This window comes from Streptomyces nymphaeiformis, assembly GCF_014203895.1.
Lineage (GTDB): Bacteria > Actinomycetota > Actinomycetes > Streptomycetales > Streptomycetaceae > Streptomyces > Streptomyces nymphaeiformis.
In genome coordinates this window covers 136,704-148,694 of the sequence record NZ_JACHJY010000007.1, presented here as the reverse complement: position 1 = coordinate 148,694, position 11,991 = coordinate 136,704, and the positions used below count along the sequence as shown (strand labels likewise).

The following is an 11,991-nucleotide window of genomic DNA, read 5'->3' as shown; positions in this document are numbered from 1 at the left end:
CCCCCAGTTCCCGGGCGGTCGCTGCCGTACGGCCTGCGGGTCACCGTCACCCGCACGTGTGAGTGCGGGCTGCGCGCGCCCGGAGGCCGGCCGCGCGCGGCCACCGGCTCACTCCCGTACGTACAACTGCACCAGGCCGCTCTTCAGTCGCGTGCTGCGGGTGAGTTCGAACCCCCTGCGCAGGGCGATGATCTTCGGGTCCTCGTCGAACCACTGCTCGCTCCAGGCGCTCGGCCAGGCCACCACCCAGACCCGCCGTTCCGCGCCGATGCGCGCTCCGATCCGGGCCGCGTCGAATTCCTGGCCGTAGAACGTTCCCGACGCGGCCGCGCCCGCCTTGAGGGCGATGTCGCGGCGGCCGGCGAATTCCCGGTCGTAGGTGAGGAAGATGTGCCGCTGGTACGAGGGGACGAACAGCACCGCGTCGTTCGGACGCGTCTGCGCGGCCACGTACGCGGCGACCTCCCGGAGGTCGTCGGTGCGGCCGTTCTTGCCGCGCTCCTGCTCCTGGAACGGGAGCTGGCACCAGAACGCGGCCGCGACCGCCACGACGCCGGCCGCCGTCACCACCGGCCGCCAGGGCGCGGAGCGCAGCGTGCCCAGGAGGCGTTCCAGGCCCGCGGCGACCAGCAGCGGGAATCCGGCGAACGCGAACAGCAGGTAGCGGTCGACGAACAGCGGCTTCACGAGCGAGACCGCGAACAGCACCGCCACCGGCAGGGCGACGAGCGGCAGCGCCACCGCGGTCAGGCCGACACGGCCGGTGCGCCGCAGAGGTGACAGCGCGGCGAGCCCGGCGAGCAGCGCCGCTACCGTCAGCACCCGGACGTCCGGGCCGGCGAACTGCAGGGCGAGCAGCCTCAGTTCCTCCACTCCGGGCTCCTGGATCCACGAGGTCTGACCGCCCTGGCGCGAGGAGACCAGCGCGAGCGGCACCAGCGGTACGACCGCCGCGCCCGCGGCCGCCGCCCACCGCCGCCAGGTCCCGGGACGGGACCTGGCCGCCAGCACCGTGGCCCCGTGGGCGACCAGCATCAGCAGGGCGAACTCGTGCAGCAGGGCCGTGCCGGCGACGGCGGCCGCGTACCCGGCCCAGCGTCCGGCCGAGTCGTGCTCGACGGCGCTCACCAGGCACCAGGTGGCGAGCGCCGCACCGGCCGCCACGAGGGCGTACGAGCGGCCCTCCTGTGCGTAGAAGGAGGTGAACGGGGTGGCCGCGTACAGCAGTCCGGCCCACAGGCCCACCCGGGGGCGGGCCAGCCGGCAGCCGATCGCGGCGACCAGTCCTGCGGAGCACGCCGCGCCGAGCGCCGACGGGAGCCGCAGCATCACCTCGTCGGCCCGGACGGCGAGGACGGCGTGCATCAGGAGGTAGTAGAGGCCGTGGACGGCGTCGAGCTCGCCGAGGAGACGCCAGATGTCCGGCACCGAGCGCCGGGCGATCTGGAACGTCGCGGACTCGTCGCGCCACATCGTGCCGCGGTTCAGGCCCCACAGCGCGATGCCGAGCATGACGGCGGCGGGCGCGAGGACCGCGCCCGCGGTGGCGAGGCGGCTCGGCGGGACGGCGGGCGGAGGTGTGCGGTCACTGTCCGGGACGTACCGGGGCGGGGCGTTGCTGACGGGGGAGTTCGCCGTGTGCATGCACGGACCTTAGGTGTTTCAGACGCATTTGCCCCAGTTCAACCCTGTCGGGTGAACGCTCTGTCACCTCAACGGAGCTGGAGCTGGAGCTGGAGGGGGAGCTGCACAAGGTTCGTACGGACCGCCCCGCGGGCACCGAGCGACTGACGTACGCGGTCGACGTCCTCCGGCGGCTGAGCGCCGGCCCCTCGCGGGGTCAGTCGTGGGGGACGACGGCGACCGGGGCGCGGCTGTGATGGAGCACCGCGTGGGCCACGCTGCCGAGACGCGCGCCCAGGACCGAGCGCCGGGTGCGCCGGCCGACGACCATGAGGGCGCTGTCGCCGGAGGCCCGCACCAGTTCGAGGCCGGCCGATCCGATCGTCACGCGGGCGGTGGCCGTCACGTCGGGATGCTTGGTCCGCCACGGTTCGAGGAGGTCGTCGAGGGAGCGCTCGATCTCGGGGGCCACGGCGAGCCGGACGTCCGACACCATGGCCGGTCCGAGCGTGCCGTACGACGGGAGCTGCTGGGCGTAGACGACGTGGACGGAGCCGAGCCGTCGTTCGGCCTCCTCGAACGCGAACTGCAGGGCGGCGTCCTCGGGTTGCTGCGCGTCGACCCCGACCGTGACGGAGCCGCGCGGCGAGACGTCGCCGTGGTCGCGCACGAGGACGACGGGCCGTTCGACGACACCGGCCACGGACAGGCCGACCGAGCCCATCAGATAGCCGGCGACGCTGCCCAGGGCACGCGACCCCAGGACCAGGAGCGTGCCCTCCTCGGCCGCTGCCACGAGGCCCGGGACCGGACCCGAGGGGATGAGACCGACGGTCACCGAAAGGCCCGGGTGCCGTGCGCGGAGTCCGTCGGCGGTCCGGGCGAGAAGCTGCTCGGCCCACGGCTCGTCCGACTCCGGCCAAGGCTCCCTCGCGTGCACCAGACGCAGCCCGGTGCCGCGCAGGACGGCCTCGTCCGCCGCCCACGCGGCGGCGGCCTCCGCCTGCTTCGTACCGTCGATGCCGACCACGACGCCCTGTGTCATGACCGTCCACCTCCCGATCGGGTGTCGTCCTTCTCGTGGCGGAGCCGGGTGCGGGAGACCGACACGACTCCGTCGACCATCGCGCACCTGCGTTCCATCGCGGGGATCATGCCCCGGTACGGGACCTCGCCGCTGAGCTCCACCCGGCCGTCGCGCACTTCGACGGACAGACCGGCGGGGTCCAGGCCGAGGGTTCCGGTGAGGATGTCCTCGGTGATCTCGCGGCTGATGTCCTCGTCCTCCCGGAGGAAGATCCCCAACAGGTCCCTGCGGCTCACGATGCCGACCAGCCGATCCGCTTCGTCGACGACGACGAGCCGCTTGACCTCCTGCACCTCCATCAGACGCGCCGCCTCCACCGCGGTCCAGTCGGGACGGGCGCACACCGGGGGCGCCGACATCGACTCCTCCGCGCGCGTGCCCTCGGCCTTCGCCCGCTCCCACGCCTCGAGCCCCGGCACGGCCGGCCCGTCTCCCGGTGCGGCGGCCCGGTCGGCGGCCTCGCGGAGCAGATCGCCCTCCGAGACGACCCCGATCGCCCGGTTCTCGCCGTCCACCACCGGAACCGCGGTGACACGGTGCTGCGACAGGATCCGCACGATCTCCTTGAAGGGCGCGTCGCCGCCGACGCCCACCACCTCGCGGGTCATCAGCTCGCCGATCTTTCGGTGACGCATCACGCGCTCCTTCTCGGGAGGGGTGGCCCCGTGCTGTCCACCCTGCGGCGCGGGCTCTCCCCGGAAGGAGTGCCGAACGGTCCCCTTCCGGGACCGTTGGCCCCTACGGGGCAGACCCGCTCGCCCGCACCATGGAGGAGACGGGCCTGCCCGGCACCGCGCCCCGGTGCCGGCGTGGCAAGGACCCACTTCGTACGCGGAAGGCGGTGGGGACGATGGCATCACCCTCGGTGGCAGGTCCCGTGGTCGTGGGCGTCGACGGGTCCGACGCCGGTCTCACGGCCTTGGACTGGGCGGTCGACGAAGCGGTACGGCACGGAGCGCCGCTGCGCATCGTCCACGCCTCGCTCTGGGAGCGGTACGAAGGCGTCGCGCCGGCCAGGAGCACGGACCGGCCCTCGGGTCAGGTCCTCGCCGAGAACATCGTCGGCACGGCCGCGGACCGGGCCCGGCGGCGCGCACCCGGGCTCGCCCTCGCCACGGACGTGCTCGCCGAGGACGCATCGGGTGCGCTGCTCCACGAGGCACAGGGGGCCATGGTCCTGGTCGTCGGGTCGCGCGGGCGGGGAGAGCTGAAGGACCTCCTGCTGGGATCCGTCGGCCTCGTCGTGGCGGCCCGCGCCCCCGGTCCGGTCGTCGTCGTCCGTGGGGACCGGCATGCCCTGGAGGCGCGCCATCAGCGGGTCCTGCTGGGCGTCGGCGACCACGAGGTGGACGCGCCGGCCGTGCGGTTCGCCTTCCGCGAGGCGGCGGCACGGGACGCGGAACTCGACGTCGTCAGCACCTGGCGACGAGCCGCCCACGAACCGGTGGACCACCAGCTCCTGACGGGTGAGCCCGGCTCGGCCCTCGAGCGACGAGCCGTGCGGCTCCTCGACGAAGCCCTGGAACCGGTGGCGCGCGCGTACCCCCGGGTCCGGCTGCGCAGAAGCACCGTCGAAGGTCCCGCGCACCGCGTGCTGACCGAGCGCTCCGCCGCCGCCGACCTGCTGGTCGTCGGGGCGCGACGCCAGGGCCGCCTGGTCGGCCTGGAGCTCGGCAGGGTCGCGCACCGCGCTCTGCACCACGCCTCGTGCCCGGTCGCCGTCGTCCCACGGCACGACCCCGCCGCTTCGGAAGGAGACGGGTGATGACCCCCATCGACCGGCACCACATGAGCGACCTCGGCCGGCGCGTCGAGGCACGGCGCACGCGTCTCGGCCTCTCTCGCGAGGAGGTGGCGGCGCGGGCCGGATCGACGCCCGGCTACATCGGCGTCCTGGAGCAGCAGCTGCCCAGCCCCGGGATCGAGTTCCTCGTCCGGCTCGCGAACGCTCTGGAGACGACCGTCCAGGACCTGACGGGGTACACCGCGGAGGTCGCTCCCGGAACAGCCCGGGCCGGCCGTGGCGCCCGGATGCACGAGATCGACGAGGCGGAGTGCTGGGCTCTGCTCGACGACCACGGCGTCGGCCGCGTCGCCGTCACCGGGGACGACGGGCCCGAGATCTTCCCCTTGAACTACCAGGTCGTGGGCAGGGAGATCCTCTTCGTGACCGCGGAGCACACGCCACTGGCGCGGGCGGCGGCCTCCGGCGCGGAGATCGCGTTCGAGGAGGACCACGTGGACGAGGCCTTCAGCCAGGGGTGGAGCGTCCTTCTCGTCGGCCCCGTACGCGAGGTGCCGGACCAGGACGCCGCCCGGAGGCTGAAGAACGCGGTGTACTCGACGCCGTGGGCCGGCGCCGAGCGGGACTCCGTCGTGCTGCTGTCCCCGCGCCGGGTGTCCGGACGGCGCATCCTGACGCCGGGCGCGCCCGGCACACCGTCCGGTCCGGAGCCCTGAGCCGCCCGGCTCGTGGACGTCGGCACCCACGACGATCCCGGTGTGCGACCGCGCCGACCGCCCGCTCTCCGCGCGCACCAGGGTGACGGGCATCCGGGCCGCGCCGACGACGTCTCGATCGGGGACCGAACGGCCCATCCTGGAAGGACCACCACGATGCCAGCGTGGGAGGTGTCGCTCCCGGGACGCCGTCGCCGGTGTCCGGGGCGTACTCCGGAGGAGGAACCATGACCAGCGAGAACTCCGTCCGGCCGGAGCTCGGCGACGTGGTCGTAGGAGTCGACGGGTCCCCCTCCGCGCACACGGCCGTGCTCTGGGCCGCCGCCGAGGCGGACCGCCGGGGCCGTCACCTGCGGCTCGTGCACGCCGCCGACACCGACCGGCGCGCGTACTGGTCCAACGCCGAGACGATGCAGGCGGTGCGCGAGGCGGGCCGCGACCTGCTGATCAGGACGGCCGAAGCGGTCCACGAGCGCCATCCGGACCTCGCCGTGACCAGGGAGCTCGGCCGCAAGGAAGCCGTGTCGGGTCTACGGGAGGCCGCCGGCGACCGGGGGACGATCGTGGTGGGCAACCGGGGCCTCGGAGGCTTCTCCGCCCTCATGCTCGGCTCCGTCGGACTGGGCGTCGCGGCGCACGCCGAGGTGCCCGTGGTCGTCGTACGAGGGGAGGACGACCGGCCCCGGACGGGCTCCGTGACGGCTGCCGTGCGCGAGGCCGCCGACCTGGACTGGCTGCTGCTCGCCGCGGCGGAAGCCGACGCGCGCAAGGCGGCGCTGCGCATCGTGAGCGTGTGGAACGTCCTCACCCACATCGGCAGCGTGGCCACCATGCTCGACGACCTGGACGCGATCGCCCGTCGGCGCGTCCACGAGACGAAGGCACTCGCCGACCGGGTCCGCGAGGTCTACCCCGAGTTGATCGTCGGGAACCACGTGGAGACGGGCACGAGCACCCCCGGCATCCTGACGGAGGCGAGCGCCCACACGGACCTGCTCGTGATGGGCCGCGGACGCCGCCCCCTCGGCGTCGGCCCGTCCCTCGGCCGCGTCGCCCACGCTCTGATCCACCACGCCCACTGCCCGGTGGAGATCGTCCCGGCCGCCTTCGTCTCCCGGGAAGAGGAGCCATGAGCGACGTCCTGGTCGGCATCGACCCCCGCGACCTGTCCGTCCCGGCCCTCGTCTGGGCCGCCGACGAGAGCGGGCGCCGAGGTGCCCGGCTGCGCCTGGTCGCCGCCGTCTCCCCGGGCCGCGACCGGCTCGCGTACGGTGCGACCGCCCACCAGAGCTCCCTGCGCGTCCGGGCCGAGTCGGCGCTCGCCAACGCCGAAGACCTCGTACAGGAGCTGCACAGCGGGCTGTGGACCGCGACGGAACTCGTCGACGGGACCCCAGCCGCCGTGCTGTACGAGAGGACACGGGGGGCCGCACTCGCCGTGGTGGGCTCGCGGCGCCTCGGCAGGGCCGCCGAAGTCCTCAGCGAGGGCTCCGTGGTCGTTCCCCTCACCGCACGTGCGCACTGCCCGGTCGTCGTGATCCGCGAGCCGGAGCACACGGCCGTCCACCCGCCAATGGTCGTCGTCGGCGTGGACGGCAGCAGGGACTGCCGGGCCGCCGTCGCCTTCGCCGCGGCGGAGGCGAGCCTGCGCGAGGCGCGGCTCATGGCGGTCTGGGTCCGGCCGCGCCCGCTGCCGGCCCGGGGCGACGAGTCCGAGGACCTGGCCGGACACCGCCGGCTGCTCGCCGAATCGGTGGCCGGTTGCGCCGAGCGCCACCCGGACGTCGACATCGAACAGGTGATCATGCGGGGGCATCCCGTCGAGGAACTCACCCGCGCCTCCCGCGAGGCCCTCGCGGTCGTCGTCGGACGCAGGGGACGAGGCGGCCACTCCGGCATGCGGCTCGGCTCCACCGTCCACGGCCTGCTGCACCGCGCCGCCTGCCCCGTGATCACCGTGCCCCTTCCCGGCGGGGGAGGGACGGACGGCGCCCCTTCCGGGGCCGACCGGTCCCGGTCCCCGACGGACCGACCGGCCCCGCAGGACTGACCCCCTCGGCACTGGGTGCGCGCGGCGCCGGGCAGCACGGTGGGAGAAGGAGCAAGACCCCCGCGGATCCGCCCCCGACCGGCGGCTTCCCCGGAACACGCAGACGAGGAGCAGAACGATGACCGGAGACAAGGTGGAACGCAGGCACAGCCGCTTCCCCGGCTTCAACGACTGGTTCGACCGCGAGTTCCCGGGACTGCCCGGATGGCGCCCCGGCTCCGCCGCGCACTCCATCCCGGTGGAGGTCACCAGTGCCGGGAGCGCGTACGTGCTCCGAGCCGAACTGCCCGGAATGGACCCCGAGGACATCGCGATCACCGTCGACGACGACCTCGTCACGGTGAGCGCCGAGCACAGCGAGAGCACGGAGGACAAGGAGCACTCGGAGTTCCGCTACGGATCGTTCCGCAGAACGGTACGACTGCCGGTGACGATCCCTGACGACGTCGACGCCTCGTACCAGGACGGCATCCTCACCATCCGGGTCCCGATGCCCGAGGAGAAGCCCGAGACCCGACGGACCGTCCCCGTGCGGCGAGCCGGCGACGAGGCCGGGGGCGAGCGGTCATGAACGCCAAGCGGGTCCTGGTCGCGTACGGCAGCAGGCACGGCTCGACCGCGGGCATCGCCGATGAGATCGGCAAGGCCCTGCGGGGCGACGGGATCGACGCCGTCGTCCTCCCCGCCGACGAGGTCACGGACGTCAGCGACTACGACGGGGTCGTTCTCGGCGGCGCCCTGTACGCCGGGCGGTGGAACGGCAAGGCGCGTCGGTGCGCCCGGCGCAACGCCGACCAGCTCCGCCGTCGGCCCGTCTGGTTCTTCAGCAGCGGCCCCGTCGACAGCACCGCCGAGCAGCACGACATTCCGCCGACGCCCGGTGTCGCCCGTCGTATGAAGAAGATCGGCGCGCGCGAGCACGTCACCTTCGGCGGCGCCGTGACCGCCGAGACGCCCGGGCGCATCGCCCGGTCCATGGTCCACCATGGCAAGGGCGGAGACTTCCGCGATCCGGCGAGGATCCAGGCATGGGCGCATCACATCGGAAAGGAGGTCGGCACCACGCCGTGAACGACGTCGTCGAGACGTCCGGCGGGCCAGCCCACCGGGAGGTACGACATGACCCCAAGCGAGCCGGCGGACCGTGGGCGTTTCGGTCGCGTCATCGTGACCGTCATCGTGGCCGTCGCCCTGTGCTTCGGCGCCGTGGCCGCCGGGACGGTGTGGAACGCCGGAGTCCGGGCCGACCGTGAACGCGCCGCCCACCGGCACCAGGTGCAGGCGGTCACCACGGGACGTGCCGAGGACCCGCCGGTCGCCGTACGTCAGGATGCCGGGCCGCAGTCCGTCGCGGCGGCGGTCTGGGAGTACCCCGACAACGTCCGCAGATCGGGAACCGTCCAGGTACCGCCCCGGACCCCGAAGGGACAGACCGTGACGGTCTGGGTGGACGACGCCGGCAGCCCCGCCCGCCCGCCGGGCAGTACGTCGGAACGCGCGATGACCTCGTTCGCGGGCGGCGTCTCCGTCGCGAGTGTCGTGGCGGCGTTGGAGGCCGGTGCGGTCGTCCTCGTCCGACGGAGGATCGGACCGCACCGGCTCGCGGCCTGGGAGCGGGAGTGGGAGCAGGTCGAGCCCGTCTGGTCCGGCCGGCTCCGCCGGGGAAGCGGCCCGGACGACGACGATTCCTGACCGGACCGGCGCCCGGTCGACGCGCGCGTCACCCGCTGCGGTGGGACGGCGGTGACGTCAGCGCACGACGCCCGTCTCCTCGCCGCCCTGGTCGAGACGGAACGGCGGGTAGGCGTCCGTCATCAGGCTCGCGTACGCGGCGACGCGCAGAACCCAGCGGTTCAGGCCCACGATCAGGACGAACAGGTCGCGCGGATAGCGCTCCGTGAAGGCGAGGGCGAAGCCCGCGATGACCGTGAGCAGGGTGATCAGGCCTCCTCCCCACCAGCTCGCGCGCATGCCGCCGGTGAGGAAGGCGAGGATCAGGTAGTGGGGGATGGCGAGCAGCCACCACTTGACCAGGACGAGCGAGCGCGAGAGCCGATCCGGGTACGCGATGTCGAGCCGCGCGGGATAGCCCGGCTCGCGTCCCAGGCTGAAGGGCGGATACCGGTCGGTGCCGAGGGCGCCGTACGCGTAGTACGACACGCGCCACGACCACCGGAGGACGCCGAGGTTGAAATCGAACAGGGCCCGCGGGTAGCGCTCGGTGAACAGGATGGCGAAGAACGCGATCACCGTCACGACGAAGAAGGCGATCCAGAGGAAGATCAGCACGATCCAGTGCGGGATGACCAGGATCCATTTGACCAGCCACAGCCAGCGGGACAGCGGGGCGTCGAGGTCGGCCGTCACCGACACCGGCGGATGGGGGGCGTGCCGCGTCTCCATGATCGTCGCTTCCCCGCACGGTCCGTCGTCCGGGAGCCGTGCGCTCTCCTCGAAGGACCCCGTCTCTCAGGATGGTCCGTTTCCGCCCGGCAGGGGAGGGCCGTCCGGTCCCGGGCCGACCGCGAGGCGGCACTCCACGTCCACCACGCCCTCGACCGCGCGCGTCAGGCGTGCCGCCAGCGGGATCGACCCACCGTCGTGGACCTTGCCGGACAGGGTCACCACACCGGCGTCGACCCGGACCTCGACCTGCCGGTGGGACAGGGGGAACAGGGGCTCGACGACCTCGGCGCGGACCTCGGCGGCGAGGTCCTCGTCCGGGCGGAGGAAGACCTTGAGGAGGTCGGACCTGCTGACGATCCCCTGGATCGCGCCGCTCGCGTCGACGACCGGCAGACGCTTGACGCGGTGGGCGGCCATGAGGCGCGCGGCCTGCGACAGGGACGCCTCGGGGGCGACGGTCACGACGGGCGACGACATCAGGTCCCGGGCGCGCCGGGAACCGGCCTTCGCCGTGGCATCGAGGTGCCGCATCTGTTCGATGAGGCCGAGACGATGGTCCTGGAACTCCTCCTTGAGGAGCAGATCGCCCTCGGAGACGATGCCGACGACACGGCCCTCCCCCTCGACGACCGGTACGGCGCTCACCCTCCACCGTTCCATCGTGGTCACGATCTCCTTGAAGTCCGCGCCGGGCAGGACGGCGACGACCTTCCTGGTCATCAGGTCGGCGACGGTGAACGGTCGTGTGCTCATGGCGCTGCGTCCTCACCGGGCGCAGGCCACGGGTTCCGCGCCGACGCGGAAGCGGCCGGCCTGCCGCCCTTCCCCCACAGGCTCCCGCGCAGCGGCCTGTTCCGGGAGGGCCGTGCAGGGCAGCCCCGGAGGGCCGAAGGGCCCTGGTCAGCGGACCAGGACGGCCTCACCGGAGCGGGGGACGACAGCCGTCCAGCCGAGCTCGTGGTCGATGCGGTCGCGGAGCGCCGCGGACGCGGCCGGTTCGCCGTGGACGAGGTAGGTGGTGTGCGGGGGAGGCGCGGCCCGCAGCCAGTCGACGATCTGGTCCGCGTCGGCGTGCGCGGAGAAGTGGGGCACGTCGGCGATCTCGGCGCGCACGGGCACGTACTCGCCGAACATCTTCAGCACGCGGGCGCCGTCGACGAGGTCCCGTGCCCGGGTGCCGGCGGCGGCGAAGCCGACGATCACCACGGCGTTGCGAGGGTCCGGCAGGAGCCGGCGCAGGTGGTGCAGGACGCGGCCGCCGGTGGCCATGCCGGCGGAGGAGACGATGACGGCGGGGCCCCGGGCGCTGTTGATGTCGATGGACTCCTGGACCGTGCGGGCGGCGAGGAACGGCTCCGGGCTCAGGGCCGCGTCACCCGCGGCCAGTATCTCGGGCCGCAGCCCGGCCGACCGCTCGCGTACGGCGTCGCGGTAGACGTCGAGGGCGGCCAGGGCCATGGGGCTGTCCACGTAGACGGGCACCGAGCGGGGCAGGACACCCGTCTCGCGCAGCCGGGTCAGTTCGTGCAGGACGACCTCGGTGCGGTCGATGGCGAAGGCGGGGATGACGACGGTGCCGTTCCGGGCGAGGGCCCGCCCGATCGCGGAGGCGAACTCCGACCGCGCGGACTCCTGGTCGTGGCGGCGGTCGCCGTACGTCGACTCCACGAGCAGCACGTCGGCGCCGGAGAACGGCTCCGGAGGCAGCAGAAGGGGATGTCCGGGCCGTCCGAGGTCTCCGGAGACGGCCAGGGTGTGGCCGTCCTCCAGGACGAGACGGGCCCAGGCCGAGCCGAGGATGTGCCCCCCGTGGTGGAGGGTGAGCCGCGTGCCGGACGTGATCTCCACGTCCTCGCCGACCGGGACCGGGTCGAAGAACGCCAGCGTCTTCTCGACGTCGGAGTCGTCGTAGAGGGGCTTGGCAGGGCGGTGCTTGGACCAGCCGTGCTCGTCGGCGTGCCGGGCGGCCTCCATCTGGAGCCGGGCGCTGTCGCGCAGCACGATCCCGGCGAGCCGGGCGGTGTGGGCACTGGCGAGGACCGGTCCGCGGAAGCCCTGGCGGACCAGGCGGGGCAGATAGCCGCAGTGGTCCAGATGGGCGTGGGTGACGACCACGGCGTCCACGTCGGCGGCGTCCCGGGCGAACCGCTCCCGGTTGCGGCGCCGCAGGTTCGCGAAACCCTGGAAGAGACCGCAGTCGAGGAGGATCCGCGCATGGTCGCTCTCGACGAGGAACTTGCTGCCGGTGACCGTTCCCACGCCGCCCAGGAAGCTCAGCAGGGCCGGCCGCGGGGCGGTGGGACCGGCAGACAGGGGGTTCGGGGCCGCCTCGGACATGACCGCCCTCCTTCGGAGTGTGGGCCGG

The 11,991-nt window shown here is 73.6% G+C and carries 13 protein-coding genes; 7 read left to right on the top strand and 6 right to left on the bottom strand.

Annotation, left to right across the window (positions count from 1 at the left end):
* Nucleotides 1–108 precede the first annotated feature (108 nt).
* From GGE06_RS24000 to GGE06_RS23990, 3 genes are all read right to left on the bottom strand, one after another.
* Nucleotides 109–1,644 carry a glycosyltransferase family 39 protein gene (locus tag GGE06_RS24000; protein ID WP_184931681.1) on the bottom strand — a complete coding sequence of 512 codons (1,536 nt, stop codon included), beginning with the start codon at nucleotides 1,642–1,644 and terminating at the stop codon, nucleotides 109–111.
* Between the two features lie 196 nt (nucleotides 1,645–1,840).
* Nucleotides 1,841–2,668: a universal stress protein gene (locus GGE06_RS23995; protein WP_184931680.1), complete on the bottom strand. Its 828-nt coding sequence runs from the start codon at nucleotides 2,666–2,668 to the stop codon at nucleotides 1,841–1,843.
* Nucleotides 2,665–3,345, bottom strand: a complete 681-nt coding sequence (locus GGE06_RS23990) for a CBS domain-containing protein (RefSeq protein WP_184931679.1) — start codon at nucleotides 3,343–3,345, stop codon at nucleotides 2,665–2,667. The genes GGE06_RS23995 and GGE06_RS23990 overlap by 4 nt, the downstream gene beginning before the upstream one ends.
* Before the next feature lie 215 nt (nucleotides 3,346–3,560).
* Between GGE06_RS23990 and GGE06_RS23985 the strand changes: the two genes are divergently transcribed.
* The 7 genes from GGE06_RS23985 (at nucleotide 3,561) to GGE06_RS23955 (ending at nucleotide 8,912) form a co-directional block, all read left to right on the top strand.
* On the top strand, nucleotides 3,561–4,475 hold the full coding sequence (locus GGE06_RS23985; RefSeq protein WP_116164572.1) for a universal stress protein: 915 nt from the start codon (nucleotides 3,561–3,563) through the stop codon (nucleotides 4,473–4,475).
* Nucleotides 4,475–5,170 (top strand): helix-turn-helix domain-containing protein, encoded by a 696-nt coding sequence (locus GGE06_RS23980; RefSeq protein WP_116164574.1) that lies wholly within the window; start codon nucleotides 4,475–4,477, stop codon nucleotides 5,168–5,170. The genes GGE06_RS23985 and GGE06_RS23980 overlap by 1 nt, the downstream gene beginning before the upstream one ends.
* Nucleotides 5,171–5,397: 227 nt before the next feature.
* Nucleotides 5,398–6,303: a universal stress protein gene (locus GGE06_RS23975; RefSeq protein ID WP_116164576.1), complete on the top strand. Its 906-nt coding sequence runs from the start codon at nucleotides 5,398–5,400 to the stop codon at nucleotides 6,301–6,303.
* Nucleotides 6,300–7,220, top strand: a complete 921-nt coding sequence (locus GGE06_RS23970) for a universal stress protein (protein ID WP_184931678.1) — start codon at nucleotides 6,300–6,302, stop codon at nucleotides 7,218–7,220. Before GGE06_RS23975 ends, GGE06_RS23970 begins: the two co-directional genes overlap by 4 nt.
* Nucleotides 7,221–7,338: 118 nt before the next feature.
* Nucleotides 7,339–7,791: an Hsp20/alpha crystallin family protein gene (locus GGE06_RS23965; protein ID WP_116164580.1), complete on the top strand. Its 453-nt coding sequence runs from the start codon at nucleotides 7,339–7,341 to the stop codon at nucleotides 7,789–7,791.
* Nucleotides 7,788–8,291, top strand: a complete 504-nt coding sequence (locus GGE06_RS23960; protein ID WP_184931677.1) for a flavodoxin domain-containing protein — start codon at nucleotides 7,788–7,790, stop codon at nucleotides 8,289–8,291. Before GGE06_RS23965 ends, GGE06_RS23960 begins: the two co-directional genes overlap by 4 nt.
* A 48-nt stretch (nucleotides 8,292–8,339) precedes the next feature.
* On the top strand, nucleotides 8,340–8,912 hold the full coding sequence (locus GGE06_RS23955; RefSeq protein WP_116164584.1) for an Rv1733c family protein: 573 nt from the start codon (nucleotides 8,340–8,342) through the stop codon (nucleotides 8,910–8,912).
* A gap of 57 nt (nucleotides 8,913–8,969) precedes the next feature.
* On the opposite strand, the gene GGE06_RS23950 is transcribed toward GGE06_RS23955, so the two are convergent.
* The 3 genes from GGE06_RS23950 to GGE06_RS23940 form a co-directional block, all read right to left on the bottom strand.
* Entirely contained in the window at nucleotides 8,970–9,623 is a 654-nt protein-coding gene (locus GGE06_RS23950; protein WP_116164586.1) for a DUF4389 domain-containing protein, read from the bottom strand.
* Nucleotides 9,624–9,689: 66 nt separating this feature from the next.
* Nucleotides 9,690–10,379: a CBS domain-containing protein gene (locus GGE06_RS23945; RefSeq protein WP_116164588.1), complete on the bottom strand. Its 690-nt coding sequence runs from the start codon at nucleotides 10,377–10,379 to the stop codon at nucleotides 9,690–9,692.
* Nucleotides 10,380–10,526: 147 nt separating this feature from the next.
* Nucleotides 10,527–11,963, bottom strand: a complete 1,437-nt coding sequence (locus GGE06_RS23940; RefSeq protein WP_116164590.1) for an MBL fold metallo-hydrolase RNA specificity domain-containing protein — start codon at nucleotides 11,961–11,963, stop codon at nucleotides 10,527–10,529.
* Between the last annotated feature and the right edge of the window lie 28 nt (nucleotides 11,964–11,991).